Consider the following 25,625-nt stretch of genomic DNA (forward strand, 5'->3'; position numbering starts at 1 on the left):
ATTAGATCTTTAGTTATTATAATTTTATTTATTAAATAATGCAAATCTAACTCTTGGTATAATACATTAATATTCCTGCTGCAATACTTACATTGAGTGATTCTGCCTTTCCATAGATCGGAATAGTAACAATGGAGTCTGCCAACTGAAGAAGGGGATCCTTTACGCCAGCACCCTCGTTTCCAACGATTAAAGCTACTTTATCTCCCACATTTACTTCATTATATTTCTTCGCATTCTTTAAAGCAGTTGCCCAAATTTGAAAGCCTTTTTTCTTAAGGTCTGCTACCTTTTCTTCTAAATTCTCCTTAATCACCGGAATATGAAAGATAGATCCCTGTGTGGCACGAATCACTTTATCATTGAACATATCCACTGTATCATTTCCTAAAATAATACCATCATAACCCGCCGCTTCAGCAGTACGAATCATCGTCCCTAGATTACCAGGATCTTGAATGGAATCAATTAAAAGCATATAGTTTCCTTTAACCTCTTTTATCTCGTTCATCCTCACAACTGCTGCAATCCCCTGAGGTGTTTTCATTTGGGAAAAATGTTGGAAGACATTTGAGCTAACTTCAAAAAGCTTGTATTGATAACACCATTCAGGAATATCCGTACCTTCCTGAATAATTAATTCCTCTATAACCCAATCACTCTCCCTAGCCTCCTCAACTAAGTGAAAGCCTTCTACCAAAAACTTTTGACTAGCTTCTCGCTCCCTTCTCTTCTGAAGTTTTCGCAACCCTTTTATCTTTTCATTTTTAACTGATGTAATCATTTTAGGCCTTCCTTATTGTTTATTATTTACTATATCATACATATTTCAGCAGAGTTAGGTCAAACTATCTCTAGTTTACTTTTACTTAAAAGGAGTGAAATGCAATGAACTTAAATCTAAGAAAAGCTATTCTGTCCAATATTGCCACGAATAATCAGGACCAACTTGAAGCTACAATAGTGGATGCCATTCAAGCAGGTGAAGAGAAAATGCTACCAGGTCTTGGCGTACTATTTGAATTGATTTGGCAACAGTCAGATGAACAGGAAAAACAGGAAATGATCGACGCATTAGAGCAAGGTGTTAAACATGCTACAAATACCCAATAACTTAAATGATGGTGTAACAAACTAATTTGATAATGAAAATCCGAACGATTCATATAATATGAAATCATAGTTCGGATTTTCTTGTTGCTTTTTTTATTATAAAACTTACAACTTATCTTCAGTGCCTCCCCTCTTTCTTAAAAATTAATTCTTTAGACCCAATATGTTTATGTTTTAAAAGCTTTCTTTTTAAATACCGAAGAAAATTTTAGATTGATAATTAAATTATAGGTATTTCTCACTAACAAAATCTCTTTGTTTCAAGACATCCGAGACCTTTCATACACTAAAATATAAATGTTTTTTAGAACAATTTGACTATATATTTAGTAAGTGATATAAAAAGTGAAGATGCTTTATTATTACTTGTCTATCTTTATCATAGATATAATAATAAGCTACATAAAGAGAGGAGAAATGGCATGACAGAGTCAACAAACGATGGGGTAAGAAAGAAAGGTGTCTCAAAAGGGATGATCGCAATCATTGTAGCGCTCGTCTTGGTTATTGGCGGAAGTGTAGCTGCCTTTGTATTGCTTAATCTTTCTGATAAACAAAAATATTTTCTGGCAGAGAAGAATACACTTGATTTCGTTGTGGAAGAAGTGGAAAACAGGTATCAACCGGAGTTAGAGTGGGTAGAACAAACAGAAGAAAATCCAACACAATCAACAATGGAATTATCAGCAGAATATAATGATCCTGCAGCTGTAGGAACGGGAACATTTGACCCGTCCCAATTCATTAATAATTCCACCGTCACGCTTACAAGTGAAGCAGACATGGAAGCAAAGAAAATGAGTGCTAAGTTAAAAGCAAATATTGGCGGGGTAGAGATCGATAACTTTAATGTTTACATAACTGCTGAAAAGCTATTGGTTGGGCTACCATTTATCGAGGAATTATTACAAATAAAAGATGAGGACTTGGGCTCCCTTCTCCATGAAATGGACCCAGCAACCTTTACAGGTGAAGAATCTCTTAACCTGGATTCTCTATTTGAGAGCGCTAAGAATGCGGAAGACTTAGAATACCTCAAAGAAGAATATGGCAAAATGATTTATGAAGAAATTCCTGAGGAAGCGTTTGAAACTACTGAAGAAACGGTTAAAGTGCAAAGTGAATCCCTTAAGAGCGAAAAAATTAAATTTCATTTAACAGAGGATCAATTAAAAACACTTATTACAAAAGTATTAGATAAAATGAAAGACGATGAAAAATTAAAGAAAATAATAGAAGAGCAAATCGCCCTTCAGCAGTTAGGAACACCAGCTACTCAAGATATCAATCAAATGATGAAAGACTTTGAAACTGGTATTAAAGAAGCGAAAGTATCATTAAAAGATTTTCAAATCCCAGAAGGGTTAACTTCAATTATTTGGGTCAATGATGATAAAGTTGTTCAGCGTGACTTGAAACTGGAAATGGGTCCGTCAAAAGACGAACTTGTTGCTTTTACAGTTAAAGGCTCACAATTACTAAAATCTGAAACTCAATCATTTAACTATGACCTCGGTTTCTCTGATAACTTTAGTGAAGGAAATATGAACCTTTCAGGTGAATTATCATGGAAGGACCAAAAAGCAAAAGACTCTATCAATCTATCCATTGAAGATATGGCACTAGCTTATGACGGATCAGAAACGTTAAAAGATGGAAAGCGCGATTTCACGCGTAAGTTCTCCTATGAAGATGCATCTGGAACTGGAGGCAGCCTAATCTGGGACGGGGAAGCTAATTACGAAAAAGACCAAATGAAAGCAGAACATGATTTTTCTCTTGAAGCTCCAGGGCTGAGTCAAGATATGTTCGGTCTTCACATCGTAACAGAAGGAAAGACGATTGAAAAAGTGGAAATACCTTCAGATGAAGATGTCAAAGATCTAGGTGGCATGAGTGCTGACGAAATTATGAACTATATGGAAACAGATGTCACACCAAAATTCCAACAGTGGATTTTTGGAATCTTAGCAGGCAGTGGTAATTTAGGATTTTAATAGCTTCAATACTTAATTTTCAGGATTGGAAGTGCTCGTATGCATTTCATAAGAAATATTATCTTATTTTTTACTAATAATGTAAGATATCTTAAGAGGAAGTGGCTATCACTTCCTCTCCTTTTACTTCTCCCCATTATTATCATTGGTTTAGTGATTACGATCACCATCTCTCTTTTCTCCCCCTCTGAGACCACTCCTATTCAAGTTGGCTTAGTGGACATGGAGCAATCCAAAGAGACTCAATTAGTTGTTGATCTAATTGAAGAGTCTTCCCAACTAGGTTCTTTTATTCAATTAAAAGGGATGAAAGAGCAAACTGCCGAAGCTTCCCTTCAATCAAATGACTTAACTGCCTATATTGTTTTTCCAAGTAACTTTACTACAGATTTATATAAAGGCAATTCCGTTACAATACCTATAATCGGCAACCCCCAAAAACCTATTGAAAGTCATATGGTTAAGCAATTAATTGAAAGTATTACAAGGCATATACGAGCTTCTCAAGCAAATATATTAACCATAAATCAATACGCAAAAAATATGAATATCGCAGATACAACAAGAAACGATTTAGTTTTTGAGCAGTTTAAAGAATTTTTATTTTATACGATTGGCAAGGACAAGATTATTTCAGAAGAGAAGATTTCTAATCAAACAACCTCTGCACCTCTTCACTATTACGGACTAGGTAGTTGGTTTATCATTTTTACCTTATGGATGTTGGGTATGTATAGTTTATTGGGAAAGGAAGAGCCCCCTCTCTTAAAAACACGGATGAGTTTATATGGTGTATCTGAAATGCAACAGCTGATTGCAAAAATAATGGTTACAGGACTATTCAGTACTTTCTTAGCTGGTATACTATTTTCCATTTTAAATTATTTGCTTAATTGGAGCATCCCAACTGAAAATGTAGTACGAATCACCCTTATCTGCTTCTTATACGGTATAATATTTTTGGTTCTGATGGCTTTTGTGGAAATAATTATTTCATCAGCAAAACTACGATTGCTTATTCAAGCAGGCTTGACAGGATTTATGTTGCTTATCAGCGGGGCGCTTATACCTACAATCTATTTTCCTTTAATTTTACAGGACATCTTGCAATACAGCCCCTCCACGGAGGCTTTTTACTGGCTTCAGCAAATTGTACTCGAACAACGCTTATTTGCCGACTATTTACCTTTATTCCTACTCATGTCAGCAGTAATTCTAACTCTTATAGGAGTGGCACAGATAAAGGAGCGTACATATTTATGAGAGCAATATTAAATACTCGTCTGCTTCTCTGGAAACGTCAAAAAGGGATGCTTCTGTTTTGGATGTTATTACCGATCATATTGACCTTCAGTATTATAATGTTAATAAGTACCACTCAAGGAAATGCAAAAATCCCTGTGGGTATTGTACTACAGGAACAAACAGATTATACAGACCGACTACTCAAGGAATTAAGCAACACTTCTTCCTTGCAAGTTGAGATAATGACAGAAGAAGAAGCATTGCACCAATTAGAAATTCATAAGCTGGACAGTGCCTTTATTATTAAAGAAGGTTATACAGAAAAAATATTAAAAGGAAGCAGAAACAGATTAATTACAGGAATTCGTTCAGACTTATCTTTTGGCTATATACCCGTTTCTGAAGCAATTCAGGCAATTATCCAACAGGATACTGGACGCATTAAAGCCGCATTTACGGTTCAACAGCTTAGCAAAGAATATGATTCACCCTCAATTTGGACGATGAATGAAATCGTGGAAAAAAGTAAAGAAATTGAGAAGCAGGAGAATTTGCTTCAAACCTCTTTTTCTTTCACAAGGACTAAAGCATCTTCTGGTGAAAATAAAAGTTCCCTAGTAAATCCATGGGGAATATGGGCAATTTTCAGCTTTTTATCTACGCTTTTACTATTTGATTGGTTAATAAAGGAGAAAAACTCTTCTATATACAAACGTTTTACCTTTACTAAATATTCTTTTAAAATGTACGCCATTCAAAACAGCATTATTTATCTGTCCTTATTTCTTTTATTTGATTTTATTTCTATAAGCTTGTTCACTATATTTCTAAATCAGCCTACTTCCCTTACCTTTATTATTAGTTTGGTTATGCTTCGTCTGACTCTAATAATGGCTGCTTTTACACTTGCGCTATCATTTAAAAATGTCTATTTATATTATGTTTTTTCATTTACTTTGTCTTTAATTATGGCGATAACAAGTGGAAGTATTGTTCCATTAGATAGACTTCCAGAAAAAATTAGCGTTATTTCTTCACTTCACCCGTTACAGCCTTTTTTACATAATAAAATAGGTTTTTTCTGGTTCATTCTGCTATCAGTAATTGTTATGTTTTGGTATGGAAGAAAGGGGAAATTTGATGCTAACTATTGATTCATTATCTAAATCCTATGGTAAAAAACAAATACTGAATAATATCTCATTATCTATAGAAAAAGGAGAGATCATCGGGTTGGTAGGTGAAAATGGTGCTGGTAAATCTACTTTAATTCAATTACTAGCAACCATTGATAAGCCAACTTCAGGGTCGATAATATTAGGAGAAAGCAATTATGCGAGACATAAAAAAGAGATTAGAAAACAAATTGGCTTTGTTCCACAAGAATTAGCATTATGGGAGGAATTTACAGTAAAAGAAAATATGTTATTTTTTGAAAAACTATCATGGATAAGAAAATCAACAGGGGAGTTAAAACAACTATGCTTAGACATGAGCCTCGATAAGTGGGATGAGCCAGTGCATACACTATCAGGTGGAATGAAGCGTAAATTGAATTTAGCTATTAGCTTAATTCATGACCCTCCCCTATTACTATTAGATGAGCCTACAGTGGGGATTGATCTTAAGTCACGTAAAGAGATTGGTAACTATTTACAATTGCAGGCAAAAGAGCATGGTAAAATAGTTATTTATATCTCACACGATATGGATGAAATAACTTCTCTTTGTGACCGGGTGGTATGTATTGGAGAGGATCCATTTTATGAAGAAATTCTAGCCAAAACCGGAACTGAATTAATAGTGTTTTAGAATAGATAATATAAGCAACTGGATAAATAATTAAAAAAGTTTATGAAATAGATTAATTCATATTGCTTAAATGGAATAATATAGTAAAATAGATAAGAGTAATACTAACCCTATAAGCAAAGGGGCTTGACAATGGAAATTAGCGTACTGCAACAAATGATTCAACATCAGGCCATGGCTATGGTGGCATCTGGAAAACAAAACACAAGTAGTAATAGCGTATTTGCTGATTTGGCATTCAAACAGCTATTACAAGAAAAAATTAACAACGCAACCAACTATAATAATACTTTTATGCAGCAAAAATACATCCCATCATCCGCACATACTACGTACCCGATTACTGTACTTCCAGAGAATAGCTCCAGCACCAAAGAGGGCACTGATTCTATTTATGCCTATATTAAAAATGCTGCCAGCAAATACGGCGTGGATGAGGGCCTTATTCATGCTGTTATAAAAGCCGAATCGAACTATAATAATGAAGCGCGAAGTAATGCGGGTGCACAGGGTTTAATGCAATTAATGCCGGCCACAGCCAGAGGCTTGGGAGTAACTAACCCTTATGATTCGCAACAGAATATAGAGGGCGGTACAAAATATCTAAGCCAAATGCTTCAACGGTACAATGGAAAAGTGGAACTGGCGTTAGCAGCATACAACGCTGGACCAGGTAATGTAGATAAATATCAGGGAATACCTCCATTTAAAGAAACACAAAATTATGTTTCAAAAATAATGAAGGCATACATATAATAAAATGCCAAAAAGCCGAACTTTATTCGAATCTATTATAAGATTTCGAATTAGCTCGGCTTTTTCTGTATCTATACGATTTTCAGGCTTATAATCTCTTTGCTTTAGTCTCAGGCATAAAACCATACACATAATGATTGCTAGAGTATACGTATTTATGCAAGTACAATATCTTTTACAGTGTTTGCGTCAAGTTTCTTAATTGTTTCTACAATGAGTTTAACTGCATTTTCGAAGTCATCACGGTGTAAAATAGCTGCATGTGAATGGATATACCTTGTTGCTACAGTAATAGACAAAGAAGGTACGCCATTTGCAGTTAAATGGATAGATCCCGAATCTGTACCCCCTCCTGCCATAGAAGCATACTGGTAAGGGATATTGTTTTCATCTGCCGTATTAACTACCAGATCCCGCACTCCTTTATGTGAAATCATGGATGCATCGTAAAGTATAATTTGTGGTCCTTTTCCTAGTTTACTATCTGCTTCGTGATCGGAAATCCCTGGCGTATCGCCTGCAATTCCAACATCTACCCCAAAGCCAATGTCAGGTTTAATTTTATGTGTTGATGTGCGTGCGCCACGTAAGCCTACTTCTTCCTGAATGGTCCCAACTCCATATACGATGTTAGGATGGTCTACATCTTTCAATTGCTTCAAAACTTCAATTGCAATAGCACAACCAATTCGGTTGTCCCAAGCTTTAGCTAGTAACATTTTTTCATTCTTCAATTGGGTAAACTCAAAATATGGCACAATTGAATCTCCTGGTTTCACACCAAAATCTTCAGCTTCTTCTTTACTTGAAGCACCGATATCAATGAACATGTCTTTAATATCTACAGGTTTTTTGCGAGCTTCAGGTGATAAGATGTGCGGAGGCTTTGAACCAATTACACCAGTAACATCTCCGTTCTTTCCCATGATTGTTACACGTTGTGCAAGCATGACCTGACTCCACCAGCCACCGACTGTCTGGAAATAAACAAATCCCTTGTCATCAATTCGTGTTACCATAAAGCCAACCTCGTCCAGATGACCAGCAACCATAATTTTAGGCCCATTTTCATTACCAGTTTTTTTGGCAATTAAACTACCTAAGTTATCTGTAAACACTTCATCAGCATAAGGGGTAATATACTTCTCCATAACGTCCCTTGCTTCTTTTTCATTCCCTGGTATACCTCTTGCATCTGTAAGATCTTTAAGCATCGTTAATGTTTCATCTAATTTAGCCATATGTACTAATTCCTCCCTTTATCTGTCATTTCTAATTATAAACTCTTTTTAAGAAATAATAAAATATTTAGTATATCTTACCTAGTACCCCGTATCCTGACGTTTAAAATTAACTTCGTTTTTTTGTAGATATGCTCTTTGAATATCTTCTTCGGTAAAGCCAAGCAATTTACCAAGCTGAAGATAACTTTCAAACATCGCTTGATAATTTTCTTCTGTGGGAAAAGAGTGAAATAACGTACATGCTTGAAAAACTTTGATGAATTGCTCTGTTTCAGTAAATGTTGGCATAGTCTTCTTTTCACTCATATAATAATAATCATTTTCTATACCAAGGGATAATATAAAATGAATGCCGTCTACGTATTCTTCCAGGATAATGTGCTTTTCATTCCTTGGTTTCTGACTCCAGAATTTAAAACAACGAGTTTCATTTGCCAGCTCGCCAAGCTCTACTAATAATGCAAGGTGTTTCTCTTGAAATACATTTTTGTTTTCCAGATTGTTATTTTTTTCAATATATCGATCCAATTCCTTTTGCATATTATATAATTGTTTCCAATTCAATGACAGATCCCTCTTTTTCTCTTTTTATTGATTGTATCACGGATGAAGAAGTTAGTTATAGTTAAAACCCGGCTAAAAGCTTTATACTTTCTCAGTCTTTCTTTTTTTTATAAAATAAAAGTAAATGTACTGAATATGAAACCTTCTGTTGAAGTCATTCGTATAAAGAGTAATAAATAGCAGGGAGACGTGTCAGATATGATTGTTGTCTTATTTAGAATTCTTATATTGGTTTCCATTGCCTTATTAATATACACCTGGGTGCAATACTACAAAAACCCACAGCGAAAGCTACGAATTGCTAAGGAATCTAAAGAGTTTTATTTCGTTGATCAAGCAAACAATAGCAAAAAAAACCTTCAGTTTGTATATAAAGGATGCTTCTTCGAAGGGGAAAAATATCTTGGCACAACCGAGGATTCATTTGAAGTTGTCAATATTAACATTACTGTTAACGATCATTTAGAACTTCGCGGATTAACCAGAGATGATTTGTATTTTCTTGAAAATGAAATTTTACTACGTTATCCCTATGCTAAAATCACCTGGAAACACCCTATAAATAAATTACTACTTACAACGTTAGAATAAAAAACTCATCCAGTTCGGATGAGTTTTTGTGTAGGAACATTACATTTAAATTCTGTAGAACAATGCTACTCCTAAAATAGCAATATCAAACTTGAAGCATTCTTCCTTAATCAATAATTCTTCATGACAAACTACCTCATTAAGATTTTGAATATCTTATTAGAAGTGAGAACCAAGCGAAATTAGCCGACCTTTCTTACTTCAAAACGTTTGGGCTTTTGTTCTGCACTAACTTGAAAGAAATCCTGCCATTTAATATTAATTTCTTTCCTTCTTAACAGGTACAAAACAGGAAGTAATAATAAAAGAAATAGAAAGACGGTTATTGGAGTCAGGTTAGATATCCAGCCCCCAACTGAAGTATAAACAAATGCAATAGGAATATTAGAGATAAGTGATGATTTCGTATAATCCTTAAAGCTCGCCGATATTTCAAGTAAGCATAAGGATAATAAATGAAAATGTATAAACGGAACAAGACGGAGTAAGGCAATTTGTGGAGTAGTCAATTCTCTATTCTTACCAACTATTTTTTGTTTTACAAAGAGTAGCTTGTTTGAGGTCCTCGGCATCCATCTAATTACAAAATAAAAAATGATACTAGATAAAGTAATTCCAATTAATGAGTAAAGTGTACCCGCTAGAGCTCCGAAAAGAACTCCTCCCGTAATACAGATAAATACAACTGGCAGGAAAAATAAAGGTCTTAGTAAATGAAAGCTAATGAACAAGATAGGAGCAAAGAGCCCACCTGTTTCAATGATTGCCATAAGATGATTACCAAGCATCTCCATTCAATTTCCCCCATTCTCTAGCTGATTTTCTAAGCTGCATATCACCTCCTCTTAATATATATGACAATAGACGAGCCTTTATGACATGTAAAAAAACAAATATACAAAACAAACTATATTCACAATCAGCAAAATGGGTGCACCATATTGAAATGATTTGTGCTTGGTTTTATGACGAAAGGCCTTCATCCCTAGTAGGACACCCAGAGCTCCACCCAACAAAGATAATAACCAAAACGTCCGTTCAGGTATTCGATACTTTTTCTTTATGGCTTTTTGTTTATCCATACCCATTAATATGTATGTAAAAATATTTACTCCTATAAGGTAAAATAACACTCCACTTAGATCGTTCATTATACCGGCTCCTTAGTAAAAGAGACTAAACCCTTCACACGAAGAATTTAGCCTCTCTTGATCTATTACTTTACAGCTGTTTTTGCTTTTTCTACTAATTGAGCAAAAGCTTTTTCATCATTAATGGCAAGATCGGAAAGCATTTTACGATTAATGTCGATACCTGCTACTTTAAGACCGTGCATTAATTTGCTATATGAAATATCATTCAAACGAGCAGCAGCGTTAATACGAGAAATCCATAATTTACGGAAGTCGCGCTTTTTCTGTCTGCGATCACGATAAGCGTACTGACCTGATTTAATCACCTGTTGTTTTGCTGTTTTGAATAACGTTCTTTTTGAACCATAATAACCTTTTGCTAATTTAAGGACGCGTTTACGACGTTGACGCGTTACTGTTCCACCTTTTACACGTGGCATATTAATTCCCTCCTAATACAAGTACAATCTGATTTTATTATATGAAAGTAGTTTTTATAAAAGCCGACCTTATTTATAAGGAAGCATTGTTTTAATGCGTTTGAAATCTCCAGAAGATACCATTGCAGATTTACGAAGCTTTCTTTTTTGCTTTTGGGATTTGTGTGCAAACATGTGGCTTGTGTAAGCATGTGCACGTTTTAATTTTCCCGAACCAGTTTTTTTAAAGCGTTTTTGAGAACCTTTATGGGTTTTCATTTTAGGCATGTTGATTTCCTCCTAGTATAGACTTGAATGATTATTTTTCATTTAATGGAGCCAACATCATAAACATGTTACGGCCTTCCATTTTTGGCTTTGTTTCAATTGTAGCTACATCTTTCACATCTTCAGCCATACGGTCTAAGACTTCACGTCCTAGTTCCTTATGCGTAATTGCACGGCCACGGAAACGTACTGCAGCTTTTACTTTATCTCCTTTTTCCAGGAACTTTCTAGCGTTTTTCAGTTTTGTTTCATAATCATGTTCGCCAATTCCTGGTGTAAAGCGTACTTCTTTAACATTAATAACTTTTTGCTTTTTCCGAGCCTCTTTTTCTTTCTTTTGCTGTTCAAAGCGATATTTCCCATAGTCCATGATTCGACAAACTGGTGGTTTTGCATTTGGAGCAACTAAAACAAGGTCAAGGTTTCTTGTTTGCGCAATTTCCAATGCTTCCTGACGTGATTTCACCCCAAGCTGATCACCATTTGAATCGATAAGACGCACTTCTCTAGCACGAATCTTCTCATTGACATTCATATCTTTGCTAATAGCCAGCCACCTCCAAATTATTTTTGAGCTGATCATCATTGACAAGCGAATATTTTGTCATTAAAAAAGTGTCGGTACATACTGCACCCACACGTCTCCAATAATTTATTAAAAGAGTTCAGAACCAGTCAACTACCTCAAGGTGTCGATCAGGTGAGAAGCGGGTGCTTCTACTTGTCTCAGATCATTTAATTTTTCCAACCCATTTATAATAACATCTTGGTTGTTTCTTGTCAAACATACTTTGAATGTATGCTTTAAAGAATAATTATAATATATCTTCTTTGTGGACTTTAGTCAAGATACACGGGTTATTAATAACTTCCCTTAAGTAATCTTTTACACTTTGTACTTTTAATGCAAATGTTGGAATATAAATATTTTCTCGTACATTCATAGTAGGAGAAAAATTTATTTTCCAATTAATATAAAATAGCTAAATATCACCGCTAAGGTTTGTTTTTCTAAAACGATTAAAAGGAAAAATTATTTTTTCTGTTTCTATTAGAACCTAAAAAATCCCAGGCAGTTATTTACTGCCTGGGATTGTTATCTATCGTTTATTTAGTATTTTTTCGTCTATTTCTTTATTAATTAATGTTTCAAATTCATCATATGCTATTGTTTCTGAATTTTTTTCACCATAACGACGAACGTTAACTGCATTTTCTTCAATTTCATTATCACCGAGGACTAAGGCAAAAGGAATCTTTTGTGTTTGTGCCTCACGTATTTTGTATCCAATCTTCTCGTCACGCTCATCAATCGATACCCTGATATTTTGTAATCTTAATTTATCAGCAACTGATTTTGCGTAATCCAAGTGTACCTGTGGTGATACTGGAATCACCTTCACTTGAACTGGGGCAAGCCAAGTCGGGAATGCTCCCTTGTACTCTTCAATTAAAAAGGCTACAAATCGTTCCATTGTAGATACAACTCCACGGTGGATGACTACTGGGCGATGTTCCTTCCCATCCTCACCAATATAAGTTAAATCAAAACGCTCAGGTAAGAGCACGTCTAACTGCACGGTAGATAAGGTTTCATCTTTTCCTAAAGCTGTTTTGACTTGCACATCAAGCTTAGGACCATAGAATGCCGCTTCCCCTTCTGCTTCCACATAGTCCAAATTTAACTCTTCCATTGTTTGTTTTAAAGTAGATTGTGTTTTTTCCCACATTTCATCATTGTCGATGTACTTCTCTTTATCTTCAGGATCTCGATAAGATAGGCGGAAATAGTAATCATTAATTCCGAAATCCTTATATACACGTTGAATCAGTTCGATTACGCGAACAAACTCATCTTTCAACTGATCCGGACGGGCAAAAATATGTGCATCATTTAGAGTCATAGCACGTACACGTTGAAGACCTGCTAATGCTCCGCTCATCTCATAACGGTGCATTGTGCCTAATTCTGCAATCCTTACAGGCAATTGACGATAGCTCCATAATTGATTCTTAAATACCATCATATGATGTGGGCAATTCATTGGACGCAAAACTAATGTTTCATTATCCATTTCCATCGGTGGGAACATATCCTCCTGATAATGCTCCCAGTGCCCACTAGTCTCATATAACTCTTTGCTCCCTAAAACAGGAGTATATACATGGTCGTACCCTAGCTTTTCTTCAACGTCTACAATATACCGCTCAATTGTACGCCGTATTGTAGCCCCTTTCGGCAACCAGAGCGGCAATCCTTGCCCTACTTTTTGTGAGACTGTAAAAATATCTAGCTCTTTACCAAGCTTTCGGTGGTCTCTTTCTTTTCTTTCTTCAAGAATCCTGAGATACTCATCCACTTGGCTCTGTTTCTCAAATGAAGTTCCATATATACGTTGGAGCTGTTGATTATTGCTATCACCACGCCAATAAGCCCCAGATATGCTAAGCAGTTTAAATGCTTTTATTTTATTTGTTGATGGCACATGAATGCCTCTGCACAGGTCAAAGAAGTCTCCTTGTTTATAAATAGTCACTTGTTCATCTGCTGGAATAGCGTCTATTAGTTCAAGCTTCAAGTGATCATCTTTAAACATTTCTTTGGCTTCCTCTCGGGAAACCTCTACTCTAATGATATCAAGGCTTTCATCTGCAATACGTTTCATTTCCTTTTCAATTTTAGGAAGGTCCTCTGGAGTAATTGTATGCTCCATATCCATATCGTAATAAAATCCTTCTTCAATTACAGGCCCAACTCCGAAATTTACCTCTTTAAAAAGTCTTTTAATTGCATGTGCCATAAGATGTGCCGTTGAATGGCGCATTACTTCAATACCTTCTTGGTTTTTATACGTTATAATTTCAATTTTGCCGCCTGTCTGTAATTCACGTTTTAAGTCAACAAGCTCACCATTTAGCTTAATAGCAACTGCTTGCTTTTTTAATCCTGAAGAAATTGACCCTGCTATCTCTTCCCCTGTTGTACCTTGGGGAAATTGTTTTTCTGCTCCATCTGGAAAAATAATTGAGATTTCTGCTGCCATTATATTCACTCCTTTTTCAATTAAAAAACGCCCATCCCTCTGCTATTCAGCAAAGGGACGAGCGTTGGTCACGTCGTGGTTCCACCCTAATTTCCGTAATATATACGGCTTTGGTATCTTTAACGCAGATAAGACGCTGCTATTTACTACATATTCGATAGCAGAGTTCAAAGGTGGTAATTAATTGTGTGTGATGCGGAAGCTCCCAGCCATTGGCTTCCTTCTCTGGTACATCCAGGAACAATTAATCTTGTCCTTTTCCATACTTTTAAGTAATAGATTTATAATGAGTATTATAGCCCTACAATGTTTTAAAATCAAGTCTTTATTCATTGTTTTTTAATTTTATAAAGAAATGGAAAGTTTCTATAAGGAAAAAGACTGGCTCTTTCTTGAAAAACATTTATTACTGTCAATGTTTTTGGATCATCAGGCTTATCTCCATAGATATTTACCTTTGCAGGTGCCATTGCGATCAGAGGAGCCAAATTCATTTCTTCTTCATCTAGACCTACCATGTACAACGGTTCCTTCTGCATGATGCTATGAAGTTCTATCGGTGACATACTCTTTCCGTCAGAATGATAAAATGTGAAAGAATCTCCTTGTAATACATGTATCTCTGTTATTATTGGATCTTTTTTAATAATATATTCACGAAGCATATTAACAAATTCCTGATGTTCTTCCTCACGCTTAAATTCATCAATAGCTAATCCAACATAGTAAACAAGTTTTTCTTTAAAGCTCTTTAAACCAAACTTAACTATAGAATCGAAATGTATTGTAGCGATATTTTTAAAATTTGCTATGAATAAAGACATTAATAAATTGCTGGGATCCTTGTCATTTCTAACTTTCCTGCTGTCTTTATCATCACCTCTCACTATCCATTGGGCCAGATCCAATATACGTTCCACTTCGTCAGCATTCGTGTAGTAATAATAATTATAGATAATTTCTTTTAAACATGATCTTAAACGATATTTGATAAACACATCTACCATAGCCCGAGCATTTGTTATAGTTAAATCATCCGCAGGGGCATTTTTATCAACACATAGATGATTCCCCCAATCTTCATTTCTTTTCCAGCACAATTCAATATGTGGATCATAATAAAACAAGCGGTCACAAAAGTAGCTTACTTCTTTATCAGATTCTAAATAAACCTCCAGCAATAAACATCACCCTCACCCAACACCAAACTGTTACATTATATGGACAAAGATGAGAAAAAATGAATAATCAGGAAAACTAGTAAATGAAATTAGTAAAAACTAAAAGATCTGCAAGCAAAGAATTTTTTATAGCAGGAAGTAAAGTTCGTACAACAAAAACTATCGACAGCAATGAGAGATAATCGAGGTAGAAAAAGTTAATCAGCAGTTGATCCAGAGTATCCACAACAGGATAATTTACCACATTTTTTCCAAGAAGGTCCGTTTACAATCCCGGAAATTTACTTTAGAATTTATAAATGGCTCATGAGAAAACTCAAACAAATAATTTCGAGGCAAATTTATATTCATCCTTACAAAGAAAAGCTAGTAAAAAAAGCATTTTATTTGCTTTTTTACTAGCCCTTCAACATATTAATTCCTTCGGTTTTCACCCTTTATTTCTACTTCTTTACATACCTGTTTCATTCGTTCAATGATTCTACCGGCCTTCACTAATTCAACTCCCCCTCTTGTAGTTGCGAGATGCTTCTCCAACTGGTCCAAGCTATAATTGGAAGTAAAGAATACCGGAAGTCGCTCCATCATTCTGTATTGAAGAATAGAACCAAGAATTTCATCACGGAACCAGGCAGATTGCATTTCAGCTCCGATGTCATCAAGCATCAGCACATCTGCTTTTTTGAAGAATTCAACTTTATCATTAAAAGAATCATCTTTCATGGAAGCTTTTATTTCTCTTACGAATTCAGGCATATAGATGAGCGTAGAAGAAACATTAAATTCTTTTAATTTATTTGCCAGTGCACCTAGAAAATATGTTTTTCCTACACCAAATGGTCCGTAAAAATAGATTCCCTTTTGAGGAACCCCATTTTTAGCTCGTTCAACAAAGGAGAGCAATTCACGTACTGCATTGCTTCTTTCGGGATTACTATCGATATCAGCTATGGTAGCTTCCATAATTTCTTTAGGCATATACAGACTTTGAATAAGCTTTTGCTTTTTCTTTTGCTTTTCATAGTCAAGGCGACTATGGCATTTTTCATAAGACAAATGTATTTCATTATTTTCCACATGTAAAATCGGTGAGTATCCCTGAAGCATATTCACACACGAATCAAAGGATTTGCATGCCGTACATTGCTTGGTCTGTGACTTGTATTCATAAAGCTTTATTAGATTTTTATCAATCTCTTTTTGAGTGAGCTCTGGATGCAAAGAAAGAAATTCTTTAATTTCAGGATCATTGACTACTTCCTGCTTCACACGGGCATAAGTTTCCTTGAAATTTTCATTTTCTCTCATCCATTTTTGTAAAGCTGTTTGTACTGGTTTCATAAAAATCATCCTTGAGACAAATTATTTTTCATTACTAACAGAGTACTGACGAAGCAACGCTTCTATTTCCTCCTGCTCTTTCTGCTTGTCTACATCTTCTATATCCTCTGCTTCTGTTGATTTTTTCTTATTCCTGTCTTTAAACCAATCCGGAATTACTTCAGTAGACTTATTGCGATAGGAATTATTCTTATTACTCTTTTGCTTACCCTGATATCGCTCTTTTTCTTTTTTAGCAAACTCCATTGCATCCTTAGCAGTCTGTAAGTTCGCTCTGGACCAATGGCTTGCTATCGTCTCGATATAAGCTTTGGAAAGCTTCATATTAGATTGCAACAGCACATAATGGATCAACACATTCATCACTGGAGCTGGAAGACCCTGTGATGTCATCACCTCACGAATAACTTTCATATCCTGTTCAGAAGCCTGCTTACCATTCGATAAATCTTCCAGTAATTGTTTTGGAGAAATTGTTTCGAGCTCATAAATTAGCTGTTCTTCTTTCGTAAGTGGTCTATCACGTATCGTTTTCTTTCTATTTTGCTTTTCTGTTAATCTTACGGATTGTTGGTTATTCTTTGTTTTAAACAAATCATGACATGCACTTTTAAATTCATCTTGATTTAAAATATTATCTTCTGATAGTGCCCACAAGACTGACTTTTCCACTTCAAAGGAAGCAAGATCATATAAATTCATCATTTGCATTATCAACCTGCGATTCTCTTTAGTTAAAACCCTGTTAATCGGAATCATACGTTGTCTTAACATGTTTTCCATCCAGGAGAAATCTAGTTGTGTCATCTGTTGAGCTTCTTCCTCCAAGGATTGATTAGCAGGAGCCCCTTCCATTGTAGGTGTAAAAGTTTGAAATACCTCATTGAAGGTTGCTGTCACTTCAACATCTGTTTGCCTATCCTTTTTCTTGGAGAAATGCTTTTCTAAGAGGGAAAACTTCTCCTCACCAATATGGTGATACAGGAGTTGTGTAAGCATGGCATCATTAAAAAAGCCAGCAGGGGAAAAAGGGCTTTGTAATTGGTATGTATATATAGTTGCCTGAGAGGACTGGCTAACATAAGTTTTCAGTAACCCCATAGCTTCCAACTTTATTCTTGAACGATATACCTCGTCCAATGGCAGATTTAAGTAATTCATCAGAGTATGATGTGTTTGTGGCGTATTTGCAGTAAACATTCTTTCATTTAAAAGAGTTTGAAATAATGAAATCGCATGAATACCGATTAAAGGCTGATACAAATGTGTTAAAGAGAGGTTATATTCTGTTGGCAAGTCATTCTTTAATTCGACAAAATATCCATCAACCGGTAATATTTTTCCGATATAATTCATAGATCTCTAACCCTTTCCATTGCTTATATTTACGTTCTATTTTTTATCTTCCTGATGATCTTCTTTATCTGTATTAATCAGATCCTTTAGTTCATCAAGAAAAACTGTAATGTCTTTAAATTGACGATACACAGAGGCAAACCTCACATATGCTACCTCATCTATTTCAGATAAACGGTCCATGACCATTTCACCAATTTCCTTACTGTCTACCTCTGATAGACCAGTATTGCGCAATTCTCTTTCTACATCTAATCCAGTTGACTCTAATTTTTCAAGTGGAACAGGGCGTTTTTCACAAGCCTTAATTAAGCCTCTAATTAATTTTTCCCTACTAAATTCCTGGCGAGCACCCTCTTTTTTCACTACAATTAACGGTACTTCTTCCACACGTTCAAAGGTCGTAAAGCGAAATCCGCATTGTTCGCACTCACGACGTCTACGGATAGAGCTACCTTCTTCGATTGGACGAGAGTCTAAAACTTTTGTACTTTTATTACCGCAATTTGAACATTTCACGTTGTTCAACCCCATTCATTTTGTCTGCAATCTTCTAGGTAATTAATGTTAATTCTTTATTGATATCATTATATAGGGTATATATAATTTTACTACTGTAACCAAAATCAATAGGAAGAAAGGACTCTGTTGTTACCGAAAAGTCAATTGCTGTATAGTATGGCCTAACCATAATCACTGTTGCTACAATAAAAGCATTTCTTCCCTTTTTCACTTGTAAACTAATTTCTCCATGTTCCTTGGACATTGCGTGAACTTCGTAAACAGAGGATTTTTCAAAGAAATCAACAAGGTATTGAAACCCTTTGTCTTTAGTTATTTTATAATAATGTGTTTGAAGTGATGGATCCCAGTGATTTTCCCTTGTTTCTGCTTGATTACCAAAATATTTGTTAACCTTCTGACGTAAGCCTATTTTTCTCACCTCATTGGGATATCGATTTTTATGTATAGTATTACTATTTTATCATGATTTCGATAAATCCTCTATTAGAATAGAATGGAAAGTATCTAAAAAGAAGAAATTATACTTAAAATAATAGTTGCAGGATTAGAGGAGAAACTCGTGAAAGCTTAATATAAACTTTAAGGTTACATTGTAATTTATCGTTTTTAAATGGTAATTTAAGACAAAAAAACAAAGGGTTGATGCTCCTATTTAGAACATTCAACCCAGATTATTTATAAAACTTTTTGAAATTGGTTTACTTTAATTGGTCCCATACCTCTAGGTATTTCAACTTTCTCACATGTATCCGATTCAAGTGCTTCTGCTATATATTCAGCTGCAACGTTAGGATCAATAATATCTCCACAAGTATACACATCAATACTTGCATATCCATGCTCCGGAAAGCTGTGAATGGTTAGGTGTGATTCAGAAATAATAACTACCCCACTCACACCATGAGGAGCAAACTTATGAAACGCTACCTCACGTATTTCAGCCCCAGCTTTTAATGCTGCATTTACAAATATGCGTTCAATTAATCCCATATCATTTAACTTTTCAATATTGCATCCCCATAGTTCTGCAATGACATGTCTTCCCATTGTATCCATAGGAATCCCCCTTTTATCAAATTTCTTCCTGCCATTCACTCCTGCCACGGGGGAAAGTTAGTCCGATGAGGTCCTAACCCTTTAAGCAGAACTAATACTATTCAGGAAGTACAACGAAAAGTATAAACGGTTTTTCCCACATTTGCAATATATTTTTAATAATAAAGAGTATTGATCATGATAATAATTTATCATGATCAATACTCTCAATAAAGTAAATATTTAAGAGATTTTAACTTGTTTTTGGTGCAAATATGTTCCTACATATCTAGCTAAATCCACAACTCGTTTTGAATAACCCCATTCATTATCATACCAGGCTAAAACCTTTATTTTATTGTTTTCCATTACTATTGTAGACAAGCCATCTACAATTGCGGAAAATTCAGTTGTTGTGTAGTCAATAGAAACTAACGGCTCTTCAGTATATTTAATAATTCCATTTAATTCACCTTGCGCTACATTTTTAAATACTTTATTCACTTCTTCAACTGATACAGCCTTTTCCACATCCACCACCAGATCTACAAGAGAAACATTTGGCGTTGGTACTCGAAGTGCCATTCCATGTAATTTTCCATTTAAATGTGGCATTACTTCTCCAAGAGCTTTTGCAGCACCAGTTGATGTAGGAATAATAGACTGTGTGCAGCCACGTGCACGACGTAAATCCTTATGAGGATTATCAATATTTTTTTGATCATTTGTAAAAGAGTGTACTGTTGTCATTAGCCCGTTTACAATTTTAAAATGATCATCAATTACTTTTGCTATAGGAGCCAAGCAATTGGTTGTACAAGAAGCATTTGAGATAACATCATCTTTATCCGGATGGTATGTTTCTTCGTTTACTCCCATCACAATTGTATTATCTACTTGCTTACCAGGTGCTGTAATAACAACTTTCTTCGCTCCGGCTTTTATGTGAAGGCCTGCTGTTTCCTTCGTTTTAAATTTACCAGTTGCTTCGATAACCACATCTATATTCAATTCTTCCCACGGAAGTTTTTCAGGTTCTCTAGAATTTACTATTTTAATTTGTTTTTGATTTATTTCCAGACCATTTTCAAGCGCTTTCACTTCACCTTGAAAAATCCCGTGGACACTGTCATATTTAATAAGATGGGCAAGCGTTTCCGGAGGATAGCTTGCGTTAATTGCAATAACCTCTAATTGATCATCATTAATCGCTTGACGAAATACCATTCTGCCAATACGGCCAAAACCATTAATAGCAATTCGAGTTTTATTCATTTAAGGTCCTCCTATATGTGTTACACTTATTTGTCTTTTATATTAATTAGTATAACATATTAAAGTTTAAATGTGACCTTTAATTTTGCTTTTAATACATGTTTAAGTATTCATATAATTTCGTTAAATATTGACACTTTTTTGTGAAGAACAAGCAAAAATGTATGTAATACAAATGTTGAAGTATAAGTTTTCTCCCATAATTTCACTTTCTTCGCATTAGGAGAAAACTTCGAAGTAACTTTATTGATGAAAAGCTCAGTAAAATATTTGAGGAGAAGTGCCCCATTGATTTCCGTTTCAGGCGGACGCTTTCACACCTCCGGGTACAAGCGCGACATCTGTTCGTAACCTCACAGTGTCTTCTTTGCCGCCCGGCATGGCCTCAGCCGCTTTCTCCGAGGAAGCTGAAGCGTTGCCCACGGAAAGCGAAGTGTATTTTCCGAAGTACTACCAAGTTACGTTGTAGTTTATCCATTTTACGTATTACTGTAAAACTCTATATTTTCGACCACAAAAAAAGCCGGGAAATCCCGACTTTTTTAAATGACTTCCCAGCTTTTTAAAAGTTTCTCCAATTGTTCGTATGTTTCAAATTTCGACCCGTTATTATCTATAACAGCATCTGCTAATGCTGCTTTTTCTTTAACAGGCATTTGCGACCGAATACGCTGTAAGGCTTCTTCTGCAGAATAGTTATCTCTTTCCATTAATCGCTTAAGCTGTATCTCTTCGTCTACATATACAACAACTGTTTTATCAACAAAATGAGTTAATTTACTCTCAAATAAAAGTGGGATGTCTAAAACTACACATTTAGAACCAGCTTGTAAAAAGCCATCTCTTCTCTGAACCATTTTCTCACGAACAGCTGGATGGACAATACTATTCAACTTATTCCTTTTATTTTCATCAGCAAAAATGAGAGCACCTAATTTTTTTCTATCTAGAGATTTATCCTCTCTTAGAATGTCTTTTCCAAACGTATCAATGATTTGCTCGTAAGCTTTTTCACCAGGCTTAACGACTTCTCTAGATAGCTTGTCCGCATCAACTACAGGAATATTATAATCATCGAACATAAGAGAAACAGTACTCTTTCCACTTGCGATACTTCCTGTTAAACCTATCGTAAGAGCCATCTCCATCCCACCTCCTAATTTTTTTGACATGTAGGGCAAATGTGTGTGCCTCTGCCGCCTACTTTCATTTTCACAATTGGCTTGCCACATGTTTTACATGGTTTATTTTCCTGCCCGTATACAAAGAGCTCTTGTTGAAACATCCCCATCTGCCCCTGCCCATTTACATAGGAACGAATTGTTGTACCACCTAGTTTAACAGCTCCTGCGAGCGTATAAATTGCAGCTTCCTGTATCGCCTTTATTTCTTTCTTGGTTAACTTACTTGAACGCTTTAAAGGATGAATACCTGCTTTAAATAATGTTTCATCCACATAAATATTACCCAAACCAGCGAGTATTGACTGATCCAGCAATGCTGCTTTTATCGTTCGATCAGTCTTTTTCAGCTTGGAATAAAAGTAGTCAAACGTAAAAGCATCTTCAAATGGGTCAGGGCCCAATTGGTTTAGCGGTTTCTCATTTAATTCTTCTCCAATAGGATACACATGCATTGTGCCGAATTTACGCACATCATTATATCTCAGCTCGTCACCATCCTCAAAACAAAAGACAACGTGTGTGTGCTTTTTTACTGGCTCAATCGGTTTGTTTACACTATATTTTCCTTCCATTCTTAAATGGGAAACTAAATAGTAATCATCCAATTGAAATAATAGAAACTTCCCTTTTCTTTTTATATCACGAATGGTCTGACCAGAGAGAATATGCTTAAACTCCTCTACATCATCTGGCTGCTTAATAATTTTGGGCCAATATACCTTTACTTTCTCAATCTTTTTATTTAGTACTAAGTTTTTTAGTGTTTTTCTAATTGTTTCAACTTCTGGCAACTCAGGCATCTTAACTTTTCTCCTTACTTAGCATCGAACCAGCTATTACCGTAGGCATAATCTACTTTTAATGGTACAACTAAATCTACAGTATTTTCCATAATTGCAGGTACTATTTCTTTTAATTGTTCTAATTCTTCTTTTGGTGCTTCTATAATTAACTCATCATGAACTTGAAGTAGCATTCTAGCTTCCAAATCAGATTCCTTCAATTTTCCATCTAAATCTATCATCGCTTTTTTTATGATATCCGCAGCACTCCCCTGTATCGGAGTGTTCATTGCAGTCCGTTCTGCAAAGCTTCTTAAATTAAAGTTTCTACTCGTAATTTCAGGTAGATATCTTCTTCGATTCATTAATGTTGTTACAAACCCTTTTTGCTTAGCTTCGGAAATAATTTCATCCATATATTGTTTCACACCAGGGTAACTTTCAAAATAGCGTTCAATAAATTGCTTTGCCTCTTTACGGGTTATCCCCAAACTTTGAGAAAGTCCATAATCACTAATACCGTATACAATTCCAAAATTGACTGCTTTTGCGTGTCGTCTCATGTTTGAGGTTACTTCTTCCTTTTTTACATGAAATACGTCCATCGCTGTCTGTGTATGAATATCCAGATTATTATTAAAAGCGTCAATCAATTTTTCATCCTCAGCAATATGGGCTAAAACGCGAAGTTCAATTTGTGAGTAATCGGCAGCAAACATAATCCAATTTTCCTTGGCTGGTACAAACGCTTGTCTAATTTTCCTGCCTTCTTCCAGGCGTATCGGAATATTTTGCAGATTAGGCTCAATCGAACTCAATCTGCCTGTCTGTGTCAATGCTTGATTAAACCTCGTATGGATCTTGTGTGTTTGTTTGTCCGTAACTTTCATTAATCCCTCAATATACGTGGATTGAAGCTTGCCTAGTTGTCTATATAACAAAAGCTTTGGAATAATTTCATGCTCTTCTTCCAATTGCTCCAATACATCTGCAGCTGTTGAATAACCTGTCTTTGTCTTTTTGATCACAGGTAGCTTTAGTTTTTCAAATAAAATTGGTCCAAGCTGCTTAGGGGAATTTAAATTAAAGTTTTCACCGGCCAATTCATAGACTTCCTTCTCTAGATCAGTTAAACGTTGTTTTAAATTTGTTCCCATTTCTTCTAATTTTTCTATATCCACATGGACCCCTCTGTGTTCCATTTCGCCAAGAATCAAAGCGAGGGGCATTTCAAGTTCCTTACATAATTCATATTGCTGATTGTCTTTCAGTTGTTCGTCCATCTTTTCTTTTAATGCAAATAAGGCATTTGTTTTTCTAACAATATGCTCAGCTAAGATTGCCTGCTCAGGTACTTTCCTTTTCGCACCCTTTCCATAAATCTCTTCGTCGAAGAATACATCTTTTTTACCCATCCGATGGGCAATTGCCGGTATTTCATGATTATTTTCCGACGGGTTTAATAAATAGGAAGTTAAAAGCATATCAAACTTAATTCCCTTGATGTGGATGTTCTGTCTTAATAACGCCACCAATGTTTGTTTCGCGTCGAAGACATATTTTTCTTGCTGATGATTTTCTGCCCACTCTTTAAAGAAAGAAGACGTAAGCATTGACTCTACAGACAGAAAGTATGAACCTTGTTCATTCGTAATTCCAATTCCTTCAATATCTGCCTGATGATAGTTATCACCAAGCATCTCAACAACCAATGCTTCTTCTCCTGTTATCATTTCCGGAGTAAGGTCATCTATAATTTGGTAGTCAATATCTTTAAGAACCTCTTTTTCCTTTTCTTCCTCGTCGTCTAAGCCTCCTACCTTATCTAAGAGTGAATTGAATCCAAGGTCTTTAAAAATTTCACTAACCTTACTTGCCTCATATCCTTCATAATCGATATTTTCAAGTGAAATATCTATCGGTGAACTGCAATTAATAGTAACGAGTTCTTTACTCATAAATGCATCTTCTTTATGGTTAACCAATTTTTCTTTCAGTTTCTTACCACTTATCTCATCAACATGATCATAGACCTTTTCCAAGGTTTCAAACTGCTTAAGTAATTTTGTTGCCGTCTTTTGTCCCACTCCCGGCACACCGGGAATATTATCCGAGCTATCCCCCATCAATGCCTTTAAATCTATAATTTGCTCTTGAGTAATCTCCATTTTTTCTTTTAAGAAAGCAGGTGTATAGCTTTCCACATCACTAATACCTTTTTTCGTAAGGTTGACGGTTACCTTATCAGAAACTAGTTGTAACAAATCTTTATCACCCGAGATTACGGTAACATTCCAATTTTCCTTTTTAGCTTCTTGTGATAGTGTGCCAATAATGTCATCAGCTTCATAGTTCGGCAATTCATAATGGGAAATTTGAAAAGCATCCAGGACTTCTTTTAACAAAGGAAATTGCTCTGATAATTCTGGTGGAGTCTTTTGTCTACCACCTTTATACTCTTTGTAGGTTGCATGACGGAAGGTTGTCTTTCCAGCATCAAAAGCGACGAGCATATGTGTGGGCTTTTCTTCCTCTAAAATTCGAAGTAGCATTGTAGTAAAACCATAAACTGCGTTTGTATAAACACCTTTATCGTTATTTAATAATGGCAATGCAAAAAAGGAGCGATAGATAATACTATTGCCATCAATAAGAACTAGTTTATTCGCCATAAGCGTTTCCCTCCATCAATAATCTTTGTCTTTATTTTATCATTATGGAGGGATAAAAGAAAAAATAA

26 protein-coding genes and 2 other annotated features are annotated in these 25,625 nt (G+C 35.3%); of the genes, 7 read left to right on the plus strand and 19 right to left on the minus strand.

The window, feature by feature from the left end:
* Window positions 1-46: 46 nt before the first annotated feature.
* Complete coding sequence (locus JCM12304_RS06250) at window positions 47-784, minus strand: TrmH family RNA methyltransferase (protein ID WP_060679155.1); 738 nt, start codon at window positions 782-784, stop codon at window positions 47-49.
* Window positions 785-888: 104 nt separating this feature from the next.
* Between JCM12304_RS06250 and sspI the strand changes: the two genes are divergently transcribed.
* From sspI to JCM12304_RS06280, 6 genes are all read left to right on the plus strand, one after another.
* A complete protein-coding gene (gene sspI, locus JCM12304_RS06255) occupies window positions 889-1,113 on the plus strand; it encodes a small acid-soluble spore protein SspI (RefSeq protein WP_019376749.1) in 225 nt (74 codons plus the stop codon).
* Between the two features lie 422 nt (window positions 1,114-1,535).
* Window positions 1,536-3,110 (plus strand): flagellar basal body-associated FliL family protein, encoded by a 1,575-nt coding sequence (locus JCM12304_RS06260; protein WP_060679157.1) that lies wholly within the window; start codon window positions 1,536-1,538, stop codon window positions 3,108-3,110.
* 39 nt (window positions 3,111-3,149) lie between these two features.
* Entirely contained in the window at window positions 3,150-4,373 is a 1,224-nt protein-coding gene (locus JCM12304_RS06265) for an ABC transporter permease (protein ID WP_060679159.1), read from the plus strand.
* On the plus strand, window positions 4,370-5,509 hold the full coding sequence (locus tag JCM12304_RS06270; protein ID WP_060679161.1) for an ABC transporter permease: 1,140 nt from the start codon (window positions 4,370-4,372) through the stop codon (window positions 5,507-5,509). The genes JCM12304_RS06265 and JCM12304_RS06270 overlap by 4 nt, the downstream gene beginning before the upstream one ends.
* Window positions 5,496-6,167, plus strand: a complete 672-nt coding sequence (locus JCM12304_RS06275) for an ABC transporter ATP-binding protein (protein WP_019376745.1) — start codon at window positions 5,496-5,498, stop codon at window positions 6,165-6,167. Before JCM12304_RS06270 ends, JCM12304_RS06275 begins: the two co-directional genes overlap by 14 nt.
* A 132-nt stretch (window positions 6,168-6,299) precedes the next feature.
* A complete protein-coding gene (locus tag JCM12304_RS06280) occupies window positions 6,300-6,923 on the plus strand; it encodes a lytic transglycosylase domain-containing protein (RefSeq protein WP_060679163.1) in 624 nt (207 codons plus the stop codon).
* Between the two features lie 155 nt (window positions 6,924-7,078).
* On the opposite strand, the gene JCM12304_RS06285 is transcribed toward JCM12304_RS06280, so the two are convergent.
* Window positions 7,079-8,164, minus strand: coding sequence for a M42 family metallopeptidase (locus JCM12304_RS06285; RefSeq protein WP_019376743.1), 1,086 nt, complete (start codon window positions 8,162-8,164; stop codon window positions 7,079-7,081).
* A gap of 81 nt (window positions 8,165-8,245) precedes the next feature.
* Entirely contained in the window at window positions 8,246-8,731 is a 486-nt protein-coding gene (locus tag JCM12304_RS06290; protein WP_019376742.1) for a dUTP diphosphatase, read from the minus strand.
* A 198-nt stretch (window positions 8,732-8,929) separates the two neighbouring features.
* Here JCM12304_RS06290 and JCM12304_RS06295 point away from each other — a divergent pair, with 198 nt between their 5' ends.
* Entirely contained in the window at window positions 8,930-9,322 is a 393-nt protein-coding gene (locus tag JCM12304_RS06295; RefSeq protein WP_019376741.1) for a hypothetical protein, read from the plus strand.
* A gap of 182 nt (window positions 9,323-9,504) precedes the next feature.
* Here JCM12304_RS06295 and JCM12304_RS06300 read toward each other — a convergent pair whose 3' ends face one another.
* The 16 genes from JCM12304_RS06300 to polA form a co-directional block, all read right to left on the minus strand.
* Window positions 9,505-10,116: a TVP38/TMEM64 family protein gene (locus tag JCM12304_RS06300; protein WP_019376740.1), complete on the minus strand. Its 612-nt coding sequence runs from the start codon at window positions 10,114-10,116 to the stop codon at window positions 9,505-9,507.
* Between the two features lie 78 nt (window positions 10,117-10,194).
* Window positions 10,195-10,473, minus strand: a complete 279-nt coding sequence (locus JCM12304_RS06305) for a DUF1294 domain-containing protein (protein WP_060679165.1) — start codon at window positions 10,471-10,473, stop codon at window positions 10,195-10,197.
* Between the two features lie 65 nt (window positions 10,474-10,538).
* On the minus strand, window positions 10,539-10,895 hold the full coding sequence (gene rplT, locus JCM12304_RS06310; protein ID WP_019376738.1) for a 50S ribosomal protein L20: 357 nt from the start codon (window positions 10,893-10,895) through the stop codon (window positions 10,539-10,541).
* A gap of 69 nt (window positions 10,896-10,964) precedes the next feature.
* Window positions 10,965-11,162 carry a 50S ribosomal protein L35 gene (gene rpmI, locus JCM12304_RS06315; protein WP_019376737.1) on the minus strand — a complete coding sequence of 66 codons (198 nt, stop codon included), beginning with the start codon at window positions 11,160-11,162 and terminating at the stop codon, window positions 10,965-10,967.
* Window positions 11,163-11,193: 31 nt separating this feature from the next.
* Window positions 11,194-11,697 (minus strand): translation initiation factor IF-3, encoded by a 504-nt coding sequence (gene infC / locus JCM12304_RS06320; RefSeq protein WP_019376736.1) that lies wholly within the window; start codon window positions 11,695-11,697, stop codon window positions 11,194-11,196.
* Between the two features lie 68 nt (window positions 11,698-11,765).
* Window positions 11,766-11,891 (minus strand) — a sequence feature (ribosomal protein L20 leader region).
* A gap of 371 nt (window positions 11,892-12,262) precedes the next feature.
* Complete coding sequence (gene thrS, locus JCM12304_RS06325; RefSeq protein ID WP_060679167.1) at window positions 12,263-14,206, minus strand: threonine--tRNA ligase; 1,944 nt, start codon at window positions 14,204-14,206, stop codon at window positions 12,263-12,265.
* 50 nt (window positions 14,207-14,256) lie between these two features.
* Window positions 14,257-14,478 (minus strand) — a binding site (T-box leader).
* Window positions 14,479-14,535: 57 nt separating this feature from the next.
* Complete coding sequence (ytxC, locus tag JCM12304_RS06330) at window positions 14,536-15,387, minus strand: sporulation protein YtxC (RefSeq protein ID WP_060679169.1); 852 nt, start codon at window positions 15,385-15,387, stop codon at window positions 14,536-14,538.
* Window positions 15,388-15,801: 414 nt separating this feature from the next.
* Window positions 15,802-16,728 carry a primosomal protein DnaI gene (gene dnaI, locus JCM12304_RS06335; RefSeq protein WP_060679171.1) on the minus strand — a complete coding sequence of 309 codons (927 nt, stop codon included), beginning with the start codon at window positions 16,726-16,728 and terminating at the stop codon, window positions 15,802-15,804.
* A 21-nt stretch (window positions 16,729-16,749) separates the two neighbouring features.
* Window positions 16,750-18,084 carry a replication initiation and membrane attachment family protein gene (locus JCM12304_RS06340; protein WP_060679173.1) on the minus strand — a complete coding sequence of 445 codons (1,335 nt, stop codon included), beginning with the start codon at window positions 18,082-18,084 and terminating at the stop codon, window positions 16,750-16,752.
* A gap of 36 nt (window positions 18,085-18,120) precedes the next feature.
* Window positions 18,121-18,603, minus strand: coding sequence for a transcriptional regulator NrdR (nrdR, locus tag JCM12304_RS06345; protein ID WP_019376730.1), 483 nt, complete (start codon window positions 18,601-18,603; stop codon window positions 18,121-18,123).
* 34 nt (window positions 18,604-18,637) lie between these two features.
* The gene (locus tag JCM12304_RS06350; protein ID WP_019376729.1) at window positions 18,638-19,027 is read right to left on the minus strand and encodes a hypothetical protein; all 390 of its coding nucleotides are present in this window, start codon (window positions 19,025-19,027) and stop codon (window positions 18,638-18,640) included.
* Between the two features lie 257 nt (window positions 19,028-19,284).
* A complete protein-coding gene (gene speD, locus JCM12304_RS06355; RefSeq protein ID WP_019376728.1) occupies window positions 19,285-19,665 on the minus strand; it encodes an adenosylmethionine decarboxylase in 381 nt (126 codons plus the stop codon).
* 222 nt (window positions 19,666-19,887) lie between these two features.
* Window positions 19,888-20,919, minus strand: coding sequence for a glyceraldehyde-3-phosphate dehydrogenase (locus JCM12304_RS06360; protein WP_019376727.1), 1,032 nt, complete (start codon window positions 20,917-20,919; stop codon window positions 19,888-19,890).
* Window positions 20,920-21,461: 542 nt separating this feature from the next.
* Window positions 21,462-22,061: a dephospho-CoA kinase gene (coaE, locus tag JCM12304_RS06365; protein ID WP_019378616.1), complete on the minus strand. Its 600-nt coding sequence runs from the start codon at window positions 22,059-22,061 to the stop codon at window positions 21,462-21,464.
* Between the two features lie 14 nt (window positions 22,062-22,075).
* Entirely contained in the window at window positions 22,076-22,903 is an 828-nt protein-coding gene (mutM, locus tag JCM12304_RS06370) for a DNA-formamidopyrimidine glycosylase (RefSeq protein WP_019378615.1), read from the minus strand.
* A gap of 14 nt (window positions 22,904-22,917) precedes the next feature.
* On the minus strand, window positions 22,918-25,557 hold the full coding sequence (gene polA / locus JCM12304_RS06375; protein WP_019378614.1) for a DNA polymerase I: 2,640 nt from the start codon (window positions 25,555-25,557) through the stop codon (window positions 22,918-22,920).
* Window positions 25,558-25,625 lie beyond the last annotated feature (68 nt).

The sequence above is a fragment of the Virgibacillus halodenitrificans JCM 12304 genome, assembly GCF_001310895.1.
GTDB lineage: Bacteria > Bacillota > Bacilli > Bacillales > Amphibacillaceae > Virgibacillus_Q > Virgibacillus_Q halodenitrificans.

Bases quoted from the DNA above. Each gene is read 5' to 3' on its own strand.
- JCM12304_RS06250 (WP_060679155.1), bottom strand. From the start codon at position 784: ATGATTACATCAGTTAAAAATGAAAAGATAAAAGGGTTGCGAAAACTT.
- sspI (WP_019376749.1), top strand. From the start codon at position 889: ATGAACTTAAATCTAAGAAAAGCTATTCTGTCCAATATTGCCACGAAT.
- JCM12304_RS06260 (WP_060679157.1), top strand. From the start codon at position 1,536: ATGACAGAGTCAACAAACGATGGGGTAAGAAAGAAAGGTGTCTCAAAA.
- JCM12304_RS06265 (WP_060679159.1), top strand. From the start codon at position 3,150: ATGCATTTCATAAGAAATATTATCTTATTTTTTACTAATAATGTAAGA.
- JCM12304_RS06270 (WP_060679161.1), top strand. From the start codon at position 4,370: ATGAGAGCAATATTAAATACTCGTCTGCTTCTCTGGAAACGTCAAAAA.
- JCM12304_RS06275 (WP_019376745.1), top strand. From the start codon at position 5,496: ATGCTAACTATTGATTCATTATCTAAATCCTATGGTAAAAAACAAATA.
- JCM12304_RS06280 (WP_060679163.1), top strand. From the start codon at position 6,300: ATGGAAATTAGCGTACTGCAACAAATGATTCAACATCAGGCCATGGCT.
- JCM12304_RS06285 (WP_019376743.1), bottom strand. From the start codon at position 8,164: ATGGCTAAATTAGATGAAACATTAACGATGCTTAAAGATCTTACAGAT.
- JCM12304_RS06295 (WP_019376741.1), top strand. From the start codon at position 8,930: ATGATTGTTGTCTTATTTAGAATTCTTATATTGGTTTCCATTGCCTTA.
- JCM12304_RS06300 (WP_019376740.1), bottom strand. From the start codon at position 10,116: ATGGAGATGCTTGGTAATCATCTTATGGCAATCATTGAAACAGGTGGG.
- JCM12304_RS06305 (WP_060679165.1), bottom strand. From the start codon at position 10,473: ATGAACGATCTAAGTGGAGTGTTATTTTACCTTATAGGAGTAAATATT.
- rplT (WP_019376738.1), bottom strand. From the start codon at position 10,895: ATGCCACGTGTAAAAGGTGGAACAGTAACGCGTCAACGTCGTAAACGC.
- rpmI (WP_019376737.1), bottom strand. From the start codon at position 11,162: ATGCCTAAAATGAAAACCCATAAAGGTTCTCAAAAACGCTTTAAAAAA.
- infC (WP_019376736.1), bottom strand. From the start codon at position 11,697: ATGAATGTCAATGAGAAGATTCGTGCTAGAGAAGTGCGTCTTATCGAT.
- thrS (WP_060679167.1), bottom strand. From the start codon at position 14,206: ATGGCAGCAGAAATCTCAATTATTTTTCCAGATGGAGCAGAAAAACAA.
- dnaI (WP_060679171.1), bottom strand. From the start codon at position 16,728: ATGAAACCAGTACAAACAGCTTTACAAAAATGGATGAGAGAAAATGAA.
- JCM12304_RS06340 (WP_060679173.1), bottom strand. From the start codon at position 18,084: ATGAATTATATCGGAAAAATATTACCGGTTGATGGATATTTTGTCGAA.
- speD (WP_019376728.1), bottom strand. From the start codon at position 19,665: ATGGATACAATGGGAAGACATGTCATTGCAGAACTATGGGGATGCAAT.
- JCM12304_RS06360 (WP_019376727.1), bottom strand. From the start codon at position 20,919: ATGAATAAAACTCGAATTGCTATTAATGGTTTTGGCCGTATTGGCAGA.
- coaE (WP_019378616.1), bottom strand. From the start codon at position 22,061: ATGGCTCTTACGATAGGTTTAACAGGAAGTATCGCAAGTGGAAAGAGT.
- mutM (WP_019378615.1), bottom strand. From the start codon at position 22,903: ATGCCTGAGTTGCCAGAAGTTGAAACAATTAGAAAAACACTAAAAAAC.
- polA (WP_019378614.1), bottom strand. From the start codon at position 25,557: ATGGCGAATAAACTAGTTCTTATTGATGGCAATAGTATTATCTATCGC.